The sequence below is a fragment of the Rhodopseudomonas sp. G2_2311 genome, from assembly GCF_047501505.1.
Taxonomy (GTDB): Bacteria; Pseudomonadota; Alphaproteobacteria; order Rhizobiales; family Xanthobacteraceae; genus Rhodopseudomonas; species Rhodopseudomonas palustris_H.
This window is the reverse complement of sequence record NZ_JAZDRK010000038.1, coordinates 1-17,377: the sequence shown is the minus strand read 5'-3', so window position 1 is coordinate 17,377 and position 17,377 is coordinate 1. Positions and strand designations below refer to the sequence as shown.

Here is a 17,377-nt window from a genome sequence, read left to right as displayed (position 1 = left end):
GGGGAGGATTTGGTGGGCATGATCGTCATATAGGGACGATCGGGCCACGTAGGATGGGTTGAGCGCAGCGAAACCCATCGAACTCCACGCGCGTGAATGATGGGTTTCGCTTCGCTCAACCCATCCTACGAATTCTTGTTCTACGTTCAACCCATCCTACCAGATCTGAGCAGTTCCTCGTCATTGCGAGCGCAGCGAAGCAATCCAGGGCTCCGTGCACGGGGCTCCTGGATTGCTTCGTCGCTGCGCGCCTCGCAATGACGGCGGATCGGCTGGTTTCGTCAGGAACGCGGCGTGCCTCGTCACCATCAAAGACCAAACCGGCACGACAAACAAAAAGGGCGACGCGTGTGGCGCCGCCCTTTTCGATGACTTCAGCGGTGCTGCGCGGGATTGATGGGTTTCGCTGACGCTCAACCCATCGCTACGCGTCCTCTCGCCTCACACCCGCTCGATGATGATCGCAGGCGCCATGCCGCCGGCGGCGCACATCGTCACCAGGCCGCGCTTGAGATTGCGGCGCTCGAGTTCGTCCAGCACGGTGCCGACCAGGATCGCGCCGGTGGCGCCGATCGGGTGGCCCAGCGCGATCGCGCCGCCGTTGACGTTGACCTTGGATCGATCGAGGTCGAGGTCGCGCATGAACTTCTCGGCGACCACCGCGAAGGCTTCGTTGATCTCCCAGAGGTCGATGTCGTCCTTGGTGAGACCGGCCTTCTGCAGCACCTTCTTGGCGGCCGGGACCGGGGCGTTGAGCATCAGGGTCGGATCGTCACCAATGTTGGCCATCGCCAGTATCTTGGCGCGCGGCTTCAGGCCGTGCTTCTCGGCATATTCCTTCGAGGTCAGCAGCAGCGCCGCGGCGCCGTCGACCACGCCCGAGGAGTTGCCGGCGTGATGCATGTGCTTGATCTCGAGGTCCGGGTACTTCTGGTTGATCAGCTTGCGATAGGTGGTGCCCTTGTCGTCGAGCGGATAGTCGGCCATCGCGGTGAAGGCAGGCTTCAGCGCGGCGAGGCCTTCGGCGGTGGTTTCGGGACGCGGATACTCGTCCTTCGCCAGCACGACCTTGCCTTCGTCGTCGACCACCGGAACGATGCTCTTGTCGAAGCGGCCTTCCTTGATCGCAATCGCGGCGCGGCGCTGGCTTTCGAGACCGAGCGCGTCGAGGGTCTCGCGGCTGATGCCTTCCATGCTGGCGATCGCGTCGCCGCAGATGCCCTGGTGCGACTGCGGATGCACCTTGGCGAGGCGGGCGTTGCCCGAGCCCATGCCGAGCGGCGGCTTGCCGGCGGCCATGTCCTCGGCGGCCATCGACGCGGTCAGCGACATCATCTCGGTGCCGCCGGCGATCACCACGTCTTCCATGCCGCTCATGATCTGCGCCGCGGCGAAGTTCACCGCGGTGATGCCGCCGCCGCAGAAGCGGTCGAGCGTGGTGCCGGAAGCCTTGATGTCGTAGCCGGCGTCGAGCGCGGCCATGCGGCCGAGGTCGCCGCCCTGCTTGCCGCGCTGGGTCGAGGTCGACCAGATGATGTCGTCGACGTCGGCGGTGTTGAGCTTGTTACGTTCGGCGATCGCCTTCAGCACGGTGGCGGCGAGGTGCTGGGGATGCATGTCGGCGAGAGCGCCCTTTCCGACTTTGCCGATGCCGCGGGGGGTGCGGACTGCGTCGATGATGTAGGCGTCTGCCATCTTGTTCTTCTCCCGATGTTGTTTGCGGTTTGTTGGGGCTTGGCGGCGAGATTGTCCGAGACGAGAGCGAAGTCAAGCCGCGGCAGCGATGCCGCACCATGCAATCTGTGGCGCGCGCCGGCTTATGCCGCGCAGCGGAACTGACGAATTGCCAACCGCGGTGCGCCTCTGCATAGTCGCGCGCCAACAAGACACTTCTGGGGGACTACCAACATGGCCGAGGCCGATCTCGACGCGATCATCCGGCAGCTCGCAAAACAGCAGACCAAGGCGCTCACCGCCGCGGTGAAGAAGCGCCGCGACGCGCTGCTGGCCCGCGCCGCCAAGGCCAAGGATGCCGGCGGCAAGGCACAGGGCAAGGCGCTGGCGACCGCCGCCTACGAGCAGGGACTGGCTGCGGCGAAGCGGCTGCAGACCGCCGCCGACAACGCCGCCGATGCCTACGCCCGCGCGATGCGCAAGGCGGCCGAAGATGCAGCAGCGGCCGCCGCAGCGGCTTCCAAGCCGAAGGCGGACGACAAGCCCAAGCCGACGGCTAAGTCCAAGACCACTGCCAAGCCCAAGGCGACCGCCAAGCCGAAGCCGGCGAAGGCGGCGGCCGACAAGGCCGAGACCAAGCCGGCCAAGACCGGCGCCAAGACCAAGGCGGCCAAGAAGGCCAAGCGCTGAGCCAGCTCGGCTGTTGAGATGGGCGGCTCGTCCGCCCGTCTCGCGCCAAGCCCGCGGCTTGCGCTCCGCGTCTCCTCACGATCCGCGAATCAGATGGCGCAACGGGCCGCCATCCTGCGATGCTGATACGCCGTGCTGCTCACCGGCCGGTATCGCCTGGCTGAGGTTTGCAGCCTCGGTACGCTATCCGCCCCGGACTATTCCGGGCCCGCGCCGGGCGATTACTCGATATCGGGCGCAACTACTCGAAAGCTGCAGAGAAGCCGGCAAAACCATGGCGGTTTAGCCCGTTGAATGCCTGCCAAACGGGCGTTCTGAGCCTGCGAATCTAAATTTGTGCAATGCACAAAAGACGATTGCAATTAGCTCTTAGTGTAACTAATCGGAACGCACAGCGCAGCAAATTGCAAAGGGCAAGGCGACCACCGCGTCGCCAGGTGCCGCTGCTTGCATCGACAATCAACCTTTCCCAACGGGATTGCCAATGACAGAGCATAGTCTCTGGCGGTTCTCGCGTGCATTGCATCGCGCCCTCAACGACCGTCAGACCGAAGACCTCGCCACCATCATCGACGACAATATCGACTGGGCGATCTACGGCCCGGTCGACATGTTTCCGTTCTTCGGCGCCCGCCAGGGCAAAGAAGCCGTCCTCGAAGTCTGCCGCCAGATCGCCGACAGCGTGCGGATCTATCGCTATCACCGGGAGTCGGTGATGCTGGGGATCGACTCCGCCGCTTCGATGGTCCGCTACTCGCTGACCGCCGCCGGCACTAACCGGCCGATCAGCGTGCGCATGGCGCTGTTCACGCAGTTTCACGGCGGCCGGCTGACCAATCTGCGGATGGTGCTCGACACCTTCGACCTGGTCGAACAGGCGCTCGGCCGCCCGATCCATCTGCCCAAGATCGCCTGAGACAATCGTCCAAGTTGTGGTGCTGCCGGCGTCTCCCCTGAGGCTGGCAGGCGCGTCGTTAATGGGACGTTGAGGATTGTCGCCGAAACACCGAGACGGCGCCGCAGAACGGCCGCGATGCGGTCAAATTGCGCTGGAGTCATGCGGCGGCAGATTACGTGCGGGGGATCCCCGCGCGGCGTGACGCTCACACAGGGGACCAACCGAATGAACGCCATTCCTTCCGAGAAGATCGAGACCACCGAAACCGACGAGAACCTCGCCGCCGTTTCCGAGGTCGAAGCCGGGATCCGCGACTTCGTCCGCAACGACATCGCCTATCTGCGCCGTCCCTCGGCGACGACCTCGACCACTGACACCGCTGCCGCTCCGGCCGCGACGCTCGGCCTCGAAGGCACTGCCGAAGCCGCGGTGAACAACGTCAATTCGCTGATCCAGCGCGTTGCCGGCACCTCGCTCGGCGAGATCGAAAACCTGATCGGTGAACTGGAGACGCTGCGCGACCTGCTGCACGCCGAAGGTCAGCGGGTTCAGCGCGAGATCTCGAGCTACGCGCAGCTCAGCCAGGCGGCGATGAAGTCGACCCGGATGATCGCCGATAACGTCGCGCAGTGGAAGCGCGCCGCCGAGACCCTGCGTCACGGCTGATCCGGCGTTGCGGGGCGAGCCCGGCAATCACCGGCTTGAAAACGCAAAAGCAGCCATCGCGAGGTGGCTGCTTTTTTTTGCGTGCGATCTCGGATTTTAGAAAGGATGGCCGGCGGGGACGCCGGCAGCCGCGAGCCTTAAGCTCAGCGGTCGGAGAGCGTGGTCGCGGAGTCGAGGCTGTAGGAGCCCACCGCGTAACCCTTCACAACCATTCCGGTGGTGATCATCACCGCCAGCGTCACGGTGGCGAAGATCACGCCCACCCATTTCAGTCCAGCTTGGTCAGCCATTGTCTTCAATTCCCTCAGCCCTGCGTTCGTCGACCGTGACGCTCGCAGGGTTCACAACGTCTTAATATCCCGGCCGTTCCGGGGCCGTCTCGGTCAAAAGCCTCGCATTTGGTTAAAATGCGAACGGCTGTGTCCCCCTCGCCTCAGTTCACTCCGCGTTCGGCCGGCGCGGCACGAACGCCGTGGCAAGGAACGAGAACACCACCTCGCCGCGCTGATTGATCCCGGTGTTACGGGCCTGCATGATTCCCCACTGCGGCCGCGAATCAGACGGCCGCAGACTTTCGACCTGCTTGTAGTAGGTGATGGTGTCGCCAGCCAGCACCGGCTTGAGCCAGCGCAGCTCGCGAAAACCCGGGGACGGACCGCCGGTCGCCACCAGCTCGCCGCGCTTGGCAGCTTCGGCGGATTCCCGCTGCGCGTCCGCCACCATCAGCTTCATGCACACCGCGGCGACGTGCCAGCCGGAGGCAGCGAGGCCGCCGAACAGCGAGTTCTTGCCGGCCTCCTCGTCGAGGTGGAACGGCTGCGGATCGAACTGCGCCGCGAACGTCTTGATCGCCTCGGCCGTGAACGTGAACGTACCGACCTCACGGCGTTCGCCGATCGTCATGTCTTCCAGGAAACGCATGGTGATCGTTATCCGTTGCTGCCGGCGGCGCTGGTCGCGTCCGCGTCGCGGCGCTTGACGATGATCGGCGACACCATCTCGCTCAGCATCTGGCCGTGGCCGTTGCGCACGTAGCACTTGAAGGTGACGATCCCGGTTTCGGGCCGGCTCTTCGACACCCGTGCTTCGATGACTTCGACGTCGAGCAGCAGATCGTCGCCGGGGCGCAGCGGCGACATCCAGCGCATCTCGTCGACGCCCGGCGAGCCGAGCGACGCGGTGTCCTTGATGAAGCCGTCGTACATCATCCGCATCATCAGCGACGACAGATGCCAGCCCGACCCCGACATGCCTTTCAGCATCGAGGCGTTGGCGGCGTGGTCGTCCAGATGCATCGGCTGCGGATCGTATTCCGAAGCAAAAGCGATGATCTCCTCGCGCGTCACACGGCGAGGTCCATAGCGGCCGAAGTGGCCGGGCGCGAAATTTTCGAAGAACAGGGTTGTCATGGCATTTGCTGGTGGGAGGCCCGATTGTGGCCGTTATTGCGGTCGATCACAAGCCCATCATTCGGTTTGTTGGGGGAGACCACCGATGTTCAATTTTCGGGACCTGTTTCAATGGGACCGCTTCATCACGCCGACCATCATCAAGACCTTCTACTGGCTGGTGATCGCGTTGACCGTGCTGTTCGGCATTTCCGGCGTGTTTTCCGGGCTGGCGGCGATGGCGGTGAGCCCGTTCGGCGGTTTCATCCTGGTGCTGTCCAGCCTCGCCTCGATTCTGGTCGGGATCGTGTTCTCGCGCATCGTCGCCGAGTTCGTGCTGATCGTGTTCCGCATCAACGAACACCTCGGCGCGATCCGCGATCAGCAGGGATTCAGGTGACACCTGCTGAGCGCCGCCCTCGCCCTCTCTTTCGTCATTCCGGGGCGCGCGCAGCGCGAACCCGGAATCCATAACCCCTTGCCTGATTGTCTTGTGTGAGGATCGTCAACTGCCGCCGTGCGTCACCGCACCGCCAGGGCGTATGGATTCCGGGCTCGCTCACTTCGTGAGCGCCCCGGAATGACGAACTCAAAAGCTTCATTAAGCCTTAGGTATTAAACCTGAAGTGCATCACGTCGCCGTCGGCGACGACGTATTCCTTGCCTTCCAGCCTGAGCTTGCCGCCGTCGCGGGCGCCGGCTTCGCCGCCGAGACGGATGTAGTCGTCATAGGCGATGGTCTCGGCGCGGATGAAGCCCTTCTCGAAGTCGGTGTGGATCACCGCCGCAGCCTGCGGCGCCTTGGTGCCCTTGGTGATGGTCCAGGCGCGGGCTTCCTTCGGACCGACCGTGAAGTACGTGATCAGGTGCAACAGCTCATAGCCGGCGCGGATCAGCCGGTCGAGACCGGCTTCGTGCAAGCCCAGCGTGTCGAGGAAGTCGGTGCGCTCCTCTTTCGACAGCGTCGCGATCTCGGATTCGATCTTCGCCGAGATCACCACCGCGACCGCACCCTCTTCCTTGGCGCGCGCCATCACCTGTTCGGAGAAGCTGTTGCCTTCGGCGGCCGAGCCTTCCTCGACGTTGCAGACGTACAGAACCGGCTTGGAGGTCAGCAGGCCGAGCATCCGGAACGCACGCTCCTCCTCGGGCTTGCGCTCGAGGAAGCGAGCCGGCTTGCCGTCGCGCAGCAGCGTCAGCGCGCGCGTAACCAGTTCGAGCTGCTCCTTGGAATCCTTGTCGCCGCCCTTGGCCTTCTTGGTCAGGTTGTCGACGCGCTTTTCCAGGCTCTCGAGATCGGCGAGCATCAGCTCGGTCTCGATCGTCTCGATATCGGCGAGCGGCGCGACCCGGCCCTCGACATGGGTGATATCGCCGTCTTCGAAGCAGCGCACCACATGCGCGATCGCATCGACCTCGCGGATGGTGGCGAGAAACTGGTTGCCGAGGCCTTCACCCTTGGAGGCGCCCTTCACCAGACCCGCGATGTCGACGAAGGTCAGCCGGGTCGGGATGATCTGCTGCGACTTGCCGACCTCGGCCAGCTTATCGAGCCGCGGATCCGGCACCGCCACTTCGCCGACATTCGGCTCGATGGTGCAGAACGGATAGTTCGCCGCCTGCGCCGCCGCGGTCTCGGTCAGCGCATTGAACAGCGTCGACTTGCCGACGTTCGGCAGACCGACGATCCCGCATTTGAAGCCCATGATATGTCCTGCTGTTCGAGGCCGACGCCGCAACTAAGGTACCGCGTCATACGCGGGCTTGACCCGCGTATCCATCTCCTTCGCGAGAAGATGGATCGCCGGGTTAAGCCCGGCGATGACGCTGTTACTTGTTGCTGCCCTTCGGCTCGCCCTTGTCGTTGTCGTAGAAACCCTTCGCCTGCATCGCCAGATGCACCTTGTTGGCGAAGGAGGCGTCCTTACCCTTGGCGATCAGGCCGGCGTTGTCGGCGGCGATCTCGCACAGCGCCTCGACCCACGGCCGCTCGCTCTTGGCAAAATCGCCGAGCACGTGATTGTGCACCAGCTCCTTCGCGCCCGGATGGCCGACGCCGAGCCGCACGCGAAGATAATCGTTGCCGATATGCGCCGAGATCGAGCGCAGGCCGTTATGCCCGGCAATCCCGCCGCCGACCTTCACCCGAACTTTCGCCGGTGGCAGTTCGATCTCGTCGTGAAACACGGCGACCTCGCTCTGGCCGATCTTGTAGAAGCTCGTCGCTTCCTGCACGGCGCGGCCGGACTCGTTCATGTAGGTGAGCGGCTTGAGCAGTGTAATGCGCTCGCCGTCGAGCACGCCGTCTGCGGTCTCGCCCTGAAAACGACGGCGCCATGGCGAGAAGCCATGACGCCGCGCGATTTCGTCGATGACCATGAAGCCGATGTTGTGCCGGTTGCCCTGGTACTTCGACCCGGGATTGCCCAACCCAACGAACAGCCGCATGACGCGGAACCCCGCGCCGGATTACTTCTTCTTGGCCGGCGCAGCAGCCGCGGCCGGAGCCTTGGCGGCAGCAGCCGGAGCCTTCGCCGCAGCAGCCGGGGCAGCAGCGGCCGCAGGTGCGGCACCCGCCGCAGCCTTGTCGTCGTTGTAGCCCGACGGCGGCACGATGGTGACCAGCGTGACGTCGTCACGCGACACCGACTTGACGCCGGTCGGCAGCGCGATGTCCGACAGATGCAGCGACACGCCGATGTCGAGGGTCGACACGTCGGCTTCGATGAACTGCGGAATGTTCTCGGCCGGGGCTTCGAGCTCGACGGTGTGGGTGACGATGTTGAAGGTACCGCCGCGCTTCACGCCCGGGGCCACTTCGAGGCCCTTCAGGTGCAGCGGCACGCTGACGCGGATGGTCGCGCCGGCACCGAGCCGCAGGAAGTCGACGTGGATCGGGAAGTCCTTCACCGGATCGAGGTGATAGTCGCGCGGAATGACGCGATGCTTCTTGCCGTCGAGGACGACGTCGAACACCGTGGTCAGGAACCGGCCGGCGAGAATCCGCAGGCGGAGTTCTTTCTCTTCGACCGAGATCGGCAGCGGGGATTGGTTGTCACCGTAGATCACTCCGGGCACGCGGCCGGCGCGACGCTCAGCCCGGGCGGCCCCCTTGCCGCTCTTCGGACGTGCGGTCGCCTTCAGTTCCAAGACGCTCGTCATCTGCTTAAGTCCTTGATCTGTAAAAAGTTAAAGGCCGCAAAGCGGCCCATTGCACACGTCGCGGCAAGCCTCCAGGGGTGCGGGGGCCGCGGACGTGGCCGGTTTCTAGCCGCAAAGGCCGCAAATGACAAGGAAATCGGGGAGCCAAGCCCCTTCGAACGGTCATTGCCGGGCTTGACCCGGCAATCCATCCTGTTCGCAAGATGATGGATGCTCGGGCCTTCGCCGCGCCGAAGGGGCTTCGGCCCCGCAGGCGGGTCAAGCCCGGGCATGACGGTCGTTGTCCTAAAGGAGTTGCGTTACGCCAGCGCGGTCGGAGGCTCGGAGCCGCCACCCTGGCGGGCTTCCAGCGCGGCGATCCGGGCCTTCAGGGCTTCGTTCTCTTCGCGGGTGAGGCGGACCATTTCCTTGAACGCCTCGAACTCTTCGCGCTTCACCAGATCGAGGTCGCGCAGGATCTTCTCGGCCTGGCTGCGCACCACCCCGTCGATCTCGCGCTTGACGCCCTGGGCGGCACCGGCAGCGTCGTTCATCAGGCGGCCGATCTCGTCGAAAAGCCGGTTGTTGGTCTGGGTCATGGTCGAGATCTCCGTCGCGCGTCTTGCGCGGTTGCAAGCCAAACGGGCATTGGCGGTGACAATGGCGATGGATCGGGCCTACTTCAAGGCCGCCAGGCGGGACCTGCGCCGGCCCGATCCGATTTGCCATTCCTTGCGACGTTCGCACCCCCGTCGCAAGGTCGATTTAAGCATCGGTCTGGACGACACGCGGCGCCAATTGACGCTGTACCGTTGCGGGCTTTGGAGATAAGCCAAACGAACAATGCCATTCTTCGCCGTCGCCTTTCCCGTGTTCGATCCGGTGGCCGTCGCGATCGGTCCGTTCGCGATCCGCTGGTACGCGCTGGCTTACATCGCCGGCATCGTCATCGGCTGGCTGTATGCCCGGATGCTGCTGCAGCGACAGCGGCTATGGGGCGGCCCGTCGCCGATCTCGCTGGAAGCGTTCGACGACTTCATCCTGTGGATCACCATCGGCATCATTCTCGGCGGCCGCACCGGCTACGTGCTGTTCTACAATCTCGACTTCTTCATCCGGCATCCGGCTGAGATCTTCGAGCTGTGGAAAGGCGGCATGTCGTTCCACGGCGGCTTCATGGGCTGCGTGCTGGCGGTCGTGCTGTTCGGGTGGAAGCGCAAGGTGCCGGTCCTGTCGCTCGGCGACATCACTTGCGCGGTCGGCCCGATCGGGCTGTTCCTCGGCCGCATCGCCAACTTCATCAACGGCGAATTGTGGGGCCGCCCGGCCGACGCCTCGGTGCCGTGGGCGATGGTGTTTCCCAATGCGGGCCCGCTGCCGCGGCATCCGAGCCAGCTCTATGAAGCTGGCCTCGAGGGTATCGGGCTGTTCGTGATCCTGGCGCTGATGATCCGCGCCGGCGCCCTGAAGCGGCCCGGCCTGATCATCGGTGCGTTTCTCACCTTCTATGGCCTCGCCCGCATCACCGGCGAATTCTTCCGCGAGCCTGATCCGCAGCTCGGCTTCCTGTGGGGCGGCATGACGATGGGCATGCTGCTGTCGGTGCCGATGGTGATCGTCGGCATCGGCGTAATGATCACGACCTGGCGGCGTGGGCGCGTCACGCCCGCTGCGGCGACGACACCTTCCAGCGAGACAGCCTCATGATCGACCAGACGGCCCTCGCCACCGAGATCAAGCGGCTGATCAAGGCCGCCGGCCCGATGCCGGTGTGGCGCTATATGGAATTGTGCCTCGGCCACCCCGAGCACGGTTATTACGTCACCCGCGATCCGCTCGGGCGCGAAGGCGACTTCACCACCTCGCCCGAGATCAGCCAGATGTTCGGCGAACTGCTCGGGCTGTGGTCGGCGTCGGTGTGGAAGGCTGCCGACGAGCCGGAGACGCTGCGGCTGATCGAGATCGGCCCGGGCCGCGGCACGTTGATGGCGGACGCACTGCGCGCACTGCGGGTGCTGCCGGTCCTGTACCAGTCGCTCAGCATCCATCTGGTCGAGATCAACCCGGTGCTGCGCCAGAAGCAGCAGACCCTACTGGCCGGCATCCGCAACATCCACTGGCACGACAGCCTCGATGACGTGCCGGAAGGCCCTGCGGTCATCCTCGCCAACGAATATTTCGACGTGCTGCCGATCCATCAGGCGATCAAGCGCGAAACCGGCTGGCACGAACGGGTGATCGAGATCGGCGCATCCGGCGAGTTGGTGTTCGGCGTCGCCGCCGATCCGATCCGCGGCTTCGAGGCATTGTTGCCGCCGCTGGTGCGGCTGGCGCCCCCCGGCGCCGTGTTCGAATGGCGGCCCGATACCGAGATCCTGAAGATCGCCAGCCGGGTGCGTGACCAGGGCGGTGCGGCGCTGATCATCGATTACGGCCATCTGCGCAGCGACGTCGGCGACACCTTCCAGGCGATCGCCAGCCACAGCTATGCCGATCCGCTGCAGCATCCCGGCCGCGCCGACCTCACCGCGCATGTTGATTTCGACGCACTCGGCCGCGCCGCCGAGAGCGTCGGCGCCCGCGCCCATGGCCCGGTGACGCAAGGCACATTCCTGAAGCGGCTCGGCATCGAGACGCGCGCGCTGTCGCTGATGGCCAAGGCGACGCCGCAGGTGTCCGAAGATATCGCCGGCGCGCTGCAGCGCCTGACCGGCGAAGGCCGCGGCGCGATGGGCTCGATGTTCAAGGTGATCGGTGTGTCCGATCCCAAGATCGAGACGCTGGTCGCGCTCAGCGACGACACCGACCGCGAAGCCGAGCGCCGGCAAGGGACCCACGGATGATCATCACCTCGCCGCTGCTCAGCGCTGCGCCGGGCCTGCGCCACGCGTTTTTCACCCGCGAGGGCGGTGTGTCGGACGGCATCTATGCCGGCCTGAACGGCGGCATCGGCTCCAACGACGATCCGGCCAAGGTCGCCGAGAACCGGCGGCGGATGGCGGAAGCGCTCGGCGTCACGCCGGAGCGTTTCCTCACCGTCTATCAGGTGCACTCGCCGGACGTCGCCGTCGCCGAAGCGCCGTGGGACCAGGCGAGCCGGCCGAAGGCGGACGCCATCGTCACCCGCACGCCGGGTCTGGCGATCGGCGTCACCACGGCCGATTGCGGCCCGATCCTGTTCGCCGACCCGACCGCGCAGGTGATCGGCGCCGCCCATGCCGGCTGGAAGGGCGCGCTGACCGGTGTGCTGGAATCCACGCTGGACGAGATGGAGCGGCTCGGCGCCCAGCGCAGCCGCGTGGTCGCGGCGATCGGTCCGCTGATCCGGCAGCCTTCTTATGAAGTTGGCGACGAGTTCGTCGCCCGCTTCACCGCTGCTAACCCGGCCTATGCGGCCTTCTTCACTACAGCGGAGCGGCCCGGCCACGCGATGTTCGATCTCGGCGGCTTCATCCGGATGCGGCTCGAGGCCGCCGGCGTCGGCATGATCGACGACCTCGGCATCGACACTTATCCGGACGAGCGGTTCTTCTCTTATCGCCGCACCACCCATCGGAGCGAGCCGGACTACGGCCGCCACGTCCACGCCATCGTGCTCGCCCCGGACGCCTGAGACCCGTCAAAGCTTCGCCAGGGCTGCCAAAAATGAACGGGAATTAACCACGTTCGTTTACGCCCGAGGCGACGCCGATCCACCTAATATTCTGAAAATTTTAGAGAAATTGAATTTGGCAGCCTGCAAAGGATTAACCTGGTACTCGCCCCGCCCTAGACCTTAATGCATTTTAACGATATCGCTTCCGTCGTTCGGCGGCCGCTGCGCCGCGCTTTCGACGGGACCCTGCATGTTGGCTCGCCTGCCCCGCCAGATTGCCACGCGCACCACGCGCACCGCCCTCCTGCTCACTTTGCTGACCGGCCTCGCCGGCTGCGTTACCCAAGGCGGCACCGGCCCGATGGCCTCGGCTGGCGGCAGTGGCGTCGCGTTCGAATCCATCGACGGCCCGCCGCCGCAGGTGTTCGACCGCATGGTCGCGGTGCTCGACAGCGAATCCAAGCTGCGCCAAATCCCGGTGGTGTCGCGCGAAGGTGGCGCGGCGTATCGCGTCCGCAGCTATCTGTCGGCGCAGGTCCGCGGCAACCGCACCAATATCGCCTGGGTGTGGGACGTGTACGATCGCAACCAGCAGCGCACGTTGCGGCTGTCGGGCGAGGAACCGGCCGGCAACGGCCGCGATGCCTGGCAGCAGGCCGATGACGTCGTGCTGCGCCGGATCGCGCAAGCCGGCTTAACCGGGATGAGCGGCTTGGTGAACGGCGGGTTACCTGCCGACACCGCACCCGCCGCAGCCCCGGCCGAGCGCGGCCCGGCGATCGCAAGCGCGGAGCCGGCACCGGCCGCGAGCAGCGATGCGCCCTCTGCAGCCCTGAGTTTCGCTGCACGCTGATTGCTGCAATTGCACGCTACATAGGTCGAATCCGCACCGGAAAACCGTCACAACGGGTTGCCATCGCTGGCGACCGGCTGGTATCACCTCGCTCGCAAAACAGTCCGATTTCGCGAGTCAACCGATATGCTGAACGTAGTATCCACCGCGCCGAGGGGGGACGCGTCGATGTCGGGCAAGAACGGATCGGTCAAACTGGTCGCCGGCAATTCCAACCCGGCTCTGGCGCGCGACATCGCCGAATGGCTGAAGATGCCGCTCACCAAAGCGAGCGTCCGCCGCTTCGCAGACAACGAAGTCTTCGTCGAGATCCAGGAGAACGTCCGCGGCTCGGACGTCTTCATCATCCAGTCGACGTCGTTTCCGGCCAACGACCACCTGATGGAACTTCTGATCATCACCGACGCGCTGCGCCGTGCCTCGGCGCGCCGTATCACCGCGGTGATCCCGTATTTCGGCTACGCCCGCCAGGACCGTAAGGTCGGCTCGCGCTCGCCGATCTCAGCCAAGCTGGTCGCCAACCTGATCACCCATGCCGGTGTCGACAGGGTGATGACGCTGGATCTGCACGCCGGCCAGATCCAGGGCTTCTTCGACATCCCGACCGACAACCTCTACGCCTCGCCGGTGATGGTGCGCGACATCAAGGAGCGCTTCGACCTGTCGAAGGTGATGGTGGTGTCGCCCGACGTCGGCGGCGTGGTCCGCGCCCGCGGCCTCGCCAAACGCCTCAACACCCCGCTGGCGATCATCGACAAGCGCCGCGAGCGCGCCGGTGAGTCCGAAGTGATGAACGTGATCGGCGACGTCGCCGGCTACACCTGCATCCTGCTCGACGACATCGTCGACTCCGGCGGCACGCTGGTGAACGCCGCCGAAGCGCTGCTCGCGAACGGCGCGACCGCGGTGTCCGCCTACATCACCCACGGCGTGCTGTCCGGCGGCGCCTGCGCCCGCATCAGCAACTCCAAGCTCAAAGAGCTGGTGATCACCGACTCGATCCAGGCCACCGAAGGCGTCTGCAAGGCGCCGAACATCCGCACCATCACCATCGCGTCCCTGATCGCCGAAGCGATCGGCCGCACCGCGGCGGAAGAGTCGGTGTCGAGCCTGTTCGACTAAGTTTCCCTGACCTCCGTCGTCATTCGACGCAATCAGCCTCTCTTTTGTCATTCCGGGGCGCGACGCAATCGTCAGCCTCTCTGTGCGTCATTCCGGGGCGCTCACGAAGTGAGCGAACCCGGAATCTCGACGTTCGAGGCACCAGCAGGCTTTCAACAATCTCCGGATTCCGGGTTCGCGAGCTTCGCTCGCGCCCCGGAATGACGGAGTCATTCGACCACACGATCCCGCAACTACACGATCCCCGCCGCGACCTGGCCGCGCAGGCGTTCGAGGCTGAGCAGGGTGTCGGCGCAGGCGTGGGCGACTTCGGCGCCCTTGGCGGCGAAGTGCCGCTGGAAGTGCTCGGTGTCCGACTCGCCGCGCTCGAAGCTGTGCGGCGTCGCCACCGCGGAGAACACCGGCACCTCGGTCTTGAGCTGCACGTCCATCAGCGCCTGGATCACCGTCTGGGCGACAAAGCCGGTGAGACCGTCGTCGACCACGAGGCCGGCGGCGACGATGGCGGTGTAGCGCCGGGTCTTCGCCAGCATCTGCACGTGCAGCGGAATCTCGAACGAGCCCGGCACTTCGAACAGGTCGACCTGCGAGGCGACGATACCGCGCTCGACGATCTCGCGCACGAACGACTCCCAGCAGCCGGCGACCACGTCGCGATGCCACGACGACTGCACGAAGGCGACGCGCTGCGGCTTGGCGAAGCGCGGATACGACCGCTCGGCCGGCGGCGGCGCAGTCTCGGCAGGATCGGTCACGGTTTCGGTCATCGGTGGGCTCACTGGGCTGTCATCTAAAGGTCGGCTCAGGCTACCAGCGGCCGCCCCTGAATCAAAGGTTGACCATGCGGCGAAAGACTCGTGTGGAGCGAATTCCGCGCCCCGGACTCGGCTAACGCGAATCCGATTCCGTTTTGTTCTCGCGCCGCTCGCTCCGCTGTGGAGGGTTACTCTTTGGTTGTGGAATTGGCGAAGCCCGGGATTGCGCCGATTCCGCAAATCACATCATTTCATCCCTGCAACCTCGGTTCGTCCGGACTAATCCTTCCGACGCGAGCACAGGTACAGGCGCGTACCGGCCTGCCTCATGCGTATCAGCATATTCCAACGTAAGGTCGAGACGGCATGCCCTTGCTCGAAGGCATCATCGATTCACGAAATAATCCGCTCGCGGTCGTCGAAGACATCGCGGCATCGAACGACCTCGCCTTCGAGCGTTCCGGCGAGGATGAAATCACCATCGTCGCCAAGGGCCAGTGGACCGACTACACGCTGTCGTTCACCTGGATGAACGAGATCGAAGCGCTGCATCTGGCCTGCGCGTTCGACATGAAAGTGCCGGCGGCGCGGCGCAACGAAACGCTGCGGCTGATCGCGGCGATCAACGAACAGCTCTGGGTTGGACATTTCGACGTGTGGAATCACACCGGCACCGTGATGTACCGCCAGGCGCTGGTTCTGCCGGGCGGGCTGGCCGCCACCGAAGCGCAGTGCGAGACCATGCTGATCAGCGCGATCCACGCCTGTGAGCGTTACTACCCGGCGATCCAGTTCACGGTGTGGGCCGGCAAGACCGCCGCCGAAGCGATGAGCGCGGCGATGTTCGACACTCAGGGCGAGGCGTGAGCCAGGCGCCCCGCATCGTCGTTCGCGACGGCGCCTCCGAGCTCGACCGCGCCGCGATCCTGCGCGCGCTGATCACCCACAATGAGAAGGCGGGCGGGCCGTCGGGCTTTCAGCAAGTCTGTCTCGTGGTCGAAGACCCCGACACTGGCGAGACCACCGGCGGACTGTGGGGCCGGATCATCTACGACTGGCTGTTCGTCGAATTCCTCGCCGTTCCGGAGACGGCGCGTCGTAGCGGGCTCGGCACCGAGCTGCTGAGCCGCGCTGAGCAGATCGCCAAGGACCGCGGCTGCGCCGGGGTGTGGCTCGATACCTATCAGTTTCAGGCGCCGGACTTCTACCGCAAGCACGGCTATCAGGAGTTCGGCCGCATCGCCGATCACCCGCGCGGATCGCAGCGCCTGTTCTTCATGAAGACCTTCTGATCGCTGCGCGCGGGGCACAGCGCTTGTGACCCCTGCGAGCATCCAATAAAACCCGGCTAGAACACGCCGCCGTCGCGGCGCGGATGGATTTTTGCGATGACCAGCTCTGCTCAATCTCCCCTGCAACAGCTCGGCGGCACCGTGGTTCTCGCCGGCGCCGGCAAGATGGGCGGTGCGCTGCTCACCGGATGGCTGGCGCAGGGGCTGGACGGCGGCGACGTCGTGGTGATCGAGCCGCATCCGACCGACGAAATCGCCGCGCTGAGCGCGCGCGGCGTCCGCCTCAATGCCAGCGCCGGCGATGTCGGCGCGGTCTCGACGTTGGTGGTCGCGGTCAAACCGCAGATGTTCGCCGAAGCCGCCGCCGCGCTGCGCGGCTACGTCGGGCCCTCGACCCTGGTGGTGTCGATCATGGCCGGCAAGCCGATCGCTGCGCTCTCCGAGCAGCTCGGCGGCCACGTCGTCCGCGCGATGCCGAATACGCCGGCCGCGATCGGCCGTGGTATCACCGTTGCGGTGGCAGCCGGAAACGTCACCCCCGCGCAGCGCAGCATTGCCGATGCGCTGCTGAGCGCCACCGGCGGCGTCGAATGGGTCGACGACGAAGCCCTGATCGATGCCGTAACGGCGGTGTCCGGCTCGGGCCCGGCCTACGTGTTCCTGCTGGCCGAAGAACTCGCCCGCGCCGGCGTCGAAGCCGGCCTGCCCGAAGGCCTCGCGATGACGCTCGCTCGCGCTACCGTCGCCGGCTCCGGCGAGCTGCTGCACCGCTCCGACCTCGATGCCGCCACGCTGCGCAAGAACGTCACCTCCCCCGGCGGCACCACCGCCGCGGCGCTCGAAGTGCTGATGGCGGACGACGGCTTCCGCCCGCTGCTGACCCGTGCGGTGGCGGCGGCAACGAAGCGGTCGAAGGAACTGGCGAAGTAGGCAGAATACCGACGTCATGCGCGGGCTCGACCCGCGCATCCATCGCGCGCGCAAGCGCGCCGAGATAATGCTCTGCACATTTCACGAAGAGGATGGATCGCCGGGTCGAGCCCGGCGATGACTATCTTCGGTTGGCGGCGTCGCCCCACACACCCACGTCATCGCCCGGCTTGACCGGGCGACCTAGTATTCCGGAACGCCGGTTAGTTACAACAGCCGTCCTGCAATACTTGATCACCCGCATACGCGAGACCTCTGCGAAACTCGTTGATTTGGCGAGTTGGCAGCTGGAGGGGTGATGGCGTGATGCGATTTGGCTGCGAGCGGCGGTTTCGGCCGCCGTGGCCGGAGATTGGTCAGCGGATGGCGGCTG

22 protein-coding genes are annotated in these 17,377 nt (G+C 65.3%); 13 read left to right on the top strand and 9 right to left on the bottom strand.

Annotated elements, in window-relative coordinates:
- Window positions 1-441: 441 nt before the first annotated feature.
- Entirely contained in the window at window positions 442-1,695 is a 1,254-nt protein-coding gene (locus VRZ08_RS24720; protein WP_414534213.1) for an acetyl-CoA C-acetyltransferase, read from the bottom strand.
- Window positions 1,696-1,908: 213 nt separating this feature from the next.
- Here VRZ08_RS24720 and VRZ08_RS24715 point away from each other — a divergent pair, with 213 nt between their 5' ends.
- The 3 genes from VRZ08_RS24715 to VRZ08_RS24705 all read left to right on the top strand — a co-directional run bounded on the left by VRZ08_RS24715 (window position 1,909) and on the right by VRZ08_RS24705 (window position 3,928).
- Window positions 1,909-2,364, top strand: a complete 456-nt coding sequence (locus VRZ08_RS24715; RefSeq protein ID WP_414534212.1) for a hypothetical protein — start codon at window positions 1,909-1,911, stop codon at window positions 2,362-2,364.
- A gap of 484 nt (window positions 2,365-2,848) precedes the next feature.
- On the top strand, window positions 2,849-3,280 hold the full coding sequence (locus tag VRZ08_RS24710) for a nuclear transport factor 2 family protein (RefSeq protein ID WP_107356889.1): 432 nt from the start codon (window positions 2,849-2,851) through the stop codon (window positions 3,278-3,280).
- Between the two features lie 207 nt (window positions 3,281-3,487).
- Window positions 3,488-3,928 (top strand): hypothetical protein, encoded by a 441-nt coding sequence (locus tag VRZ08_RS24705; protein ID WP_107345926.1) that lies wholly within the window; start codon window positions 3,488-3,490, stop codon window positions 3,926-3,928.
- Window positions 3,929-4,071: 143 nt separating this feature from the next.
- Here VRZ08_RS24705 and VRZ08_RS24700 read toward each other — a convergent pair whose 3' ends face one another.
- The 3 genes from VRZ08_RS24700 to VRZ08_RS24690 form a co-directional block, all read right to left on the bottom strand.
- Entirely contained in the window at window positions 4,072-4,218 is a 147-nt protein-coding gene (locus tag VRZ08_RS24700) for a hypothetical protein (protein WP_199851768.1), read from the bottom strand.
- Between the two features lie 148 nt (window positions 4,219-4,366).
- On the bottom strand, window positions 4,367-4,849 hold the full coding sequence (locus tag VRZ08_RS24695) for a MaoC family dehydratase (RefSeq protein WP_107345927.1): 483 nt from the start codon (window positions 4,847-4,849) through the stop codon (window positions 4,367-4,369).
- Window positions 4,850-4,857: 8 nt separating this feature from the next.
- A complete protein-coding gene (locus tag VRZ08_RS24690) occupies window positions 4,858-5,337 on the bottom strand; it encodes a MaoC family dehydratase (RefSeq protein WP_107356890.1) in 480 nt (159 codons plus the stop codon).
- Window positions 5,338-5,422: 85 nt separating this feature from the next.
- On the opposite strand from VRZ08_RS24690, the gene VRZ08_RS24685 reads away from it, so the two are divergent.
- Window positions 5,423-5,716, top strand: a complete 294-nt coding sequence (locus tag VRZ08_RS24685; protein WP_011159887.1) for a DUF4282 domain-containing protein — start codon at window positions 5,423-5,425, stop codon at window positions 5,714-5,716.
- 208 nt (window positions 5,717-5,924) lie between these two features.
- On the opposite strand, the gene ychF is transcribed toward VRZ08_RS24685, so the two are convergent.
- From ychF to VRZ08_RS24665, 4 genes are all read right to left on the bottom strand, one after another.
- Window positions 5,925-7,022: a redox-regulated ATPase YchF gene (gene ychF / locus VRZ08_RS24680; RefSeq protein ID WP_107345929.1), complete on the bottom strand. Its 1,098-nt coding sequence runs from the start codon at window positions 7,020-7,022 to the stop codon at window positions 5,925-5,927.
- Window positions 7,023-7,146: 124 nt separating this feature from the next.
- Window positions 7,147-7,764 (bottom strand): aminoacyl-tRNA hydrolase, encoded by a 618-nt coding sequence (gene pth / locus VRZ08_RS24675; RefSeq protein ID WP_107356892.1) that lies wholly within the window; start codon window positions 7,762-7,764, stop codon window positions 7,147-7,149.
- A gap of 21 nt (window positions 7,765-7,785) precedes the next feature.
- Window positions 7,786-8,478 carry a 50S ribosomal protein L25/general stress protein Ctc gene (locus VRZ08_RS24670; protein WP_107345931.1) on the bottom strand — a complete coding sequence of 231 codons (693 nt, stop codon included), beginning with the start codon at window positions 8,476-8,478 and terminating at the stop codon, window positions 7,786-7,788.
- A gap of 299 nt (window positions 8,479-8,777) precedes the next feature.
- Window positions 8,778-9,056: an accessory factor UbiK family protein gene (locus tag VRZ08_RS24665; RefSeq protein WP_011159891.1), complete on the bottom strand. Its 279-nt coding sequence runs from the start codon at window positions 9,054-9,056 to the stop codon at window positions 8,778-8,780.
- On the opposite strand from VRZ08_RS24665, the gene VRZ08_RS24660 reads away from it, so the two are divergent.
- The 6 genes from VRZ08_RS24660 to VRZ08_RS24635 all read left to right on the top strand — a co-directional run bounded on the left by VRZ08_RS24660 (window position 9,055) and on the right by VRZ08_RS24635 (window position 14,027).
- On the top strand, window positions 9,055-9,288 hold the full coding sequence (locus tag VRZ08_RS24660; RefSeq protein WP_107356894.1) for a hypothetical protein: 234 nt from the start codon (window positions 9,055-9,057) through the stop codon (window positions 9,286-9,288). The two genes, VRZ08_RS24665 and VRZ08_RS24660, sit on opposite strands and share 2 nt — an antisense overlap.
- Before the next feature lie 12 nt (window positions 9,289-9,300).
- Complete coding sequence (gene lgt, locus VRZ08_RS24655; RefSeq protein ID WP_414534211.1) at window positions 9,301-10,164, top strand: prolipoprotein diacylglyceryl transferase; 864 nt, start codon at window positions 9,301-9,303, stop codon at window positions 10,162-10,164.
- The gene (locus VRZ08_RS24650; protein WP_414534210.1) at window positions 10,161-11,300 is read left to right on the top strand and encodes a class I SAM-dependent methyltransferase; all 1,140 of its coding nucleotides are present in this window, start codon (window positions 10,161-10,163) and stop codon (window positions 11,298-11,300) included. The genes lgt and VRZ08_RS24650 overlap by 4 nt, the downstream gene beginning before the upstream one ends.
- Window positions 11,297-12,070 carry a peptidoglycan editing factor PgeF gene (gene pgeF / locus VRZ08_RS24645; protein WP_414534209.1) on the top strand — a complete coding sequence of 258 codons (774 nt, stop codon included), beginning with the start codon at window positions 11,297-11,299 and terminating at the stop codon, window positions 12,068-12,070. Before VRZ08_RS24650 ends, pgeF begins: the two co-directional genes overlap by 4 nt.
- A gap of 232 nt (window positions 12,071-12,302) precedes the next feature.
- Complete coding sequence (locus tag VRZ08_RS24640; protein ID WP_414534208.1) at window positions 12,303-12,905, top strand: hypothetical protein; 603 nt, start codon at window positions 12,303-12,305, stop codon at window positions 12,903-12,905.
- A gap of 168 nt (window positions 12,906-13,073) precedes the next feature.
- Window positions 13,074-14,027 (top strand): ribose-phosphate pyrophosphokinase, encoded by a 954-nt coding sequence (locus VRZ08_RS24635; RefSeq protein WP_107345936.1) that lies wholly within the window; start codon window positions 13,074-13,076, stop codon window positions 14,025-14,027.
- A 233-nt stretch (window positions 14,028-14,260) separates the two neighbouring features.
- Here the strand turns inward: VRZ08_RS24635 and VRZ08_RS24630 are convergent, their stop codons facing one another.
- Window positions 14,261-14,794, bottom strand: coding sequence for a 6,7-dimethyl-8-ribityllumazine synthase (locus VRZ08_RS24630; protein WP_264074603.1), 534 nt, complete (start codon window positions 14,792-14,794; stop codon window positions 14,261-14,263).
- A gap of 354 nt (window positions 14,795-15,148) precedes the next feature.
- On the opposite strand from VRZ08_RS24630, the gene VRZ08_RS24625 reads away from it, so the two are divergent.
- The 3 genes from VRZ08_RS24625 (at window position 15,149) to proC (ending at window position 17,004) form a co-directional block, all read left to right on the top strand.
- On the top strand, window positions 15,149-15,649 hold the full coding sequence (locus VRZ08_RS24625; protein ID WP_107345938.1) for a YbjN domain-containing protein: 501 nt from the start codon (window positions 15,149-15,151) through the stop codon (window positions 15,647-15,649).
- A complete protein-coding gene (locus VRZ08_RS24620; RefSeq protein WP_164571675.1) occupies window positions 15,646-16,074 on the top strand; it encodes a GNAT family N-acetyltransferase in 429 nt (142 codons plus the stop codon). Before VRZ08_RS24625 ends, VRZ08_RS24620 begins: the two co-directional genes overlap by 4 nt.
- A 96-nt stretch (window positions 16,075-16,170) precedes the next feature.
- Window positions 16,171-17,004 (top strand): pyrroline-5-carboxylate reductase, encoded by an 834-nt coding sequence (gene proC / locus VRZ08_RS24615; RefSeq protein ID WP_414534207.1) that lies wholly within the window; start codon window positions 16,171-16,173, stop codon window positions 17,002-17,004.
- The last annotated feature ends 373 nt before the right edge of the window (window positions 17,005-17,377 follow it).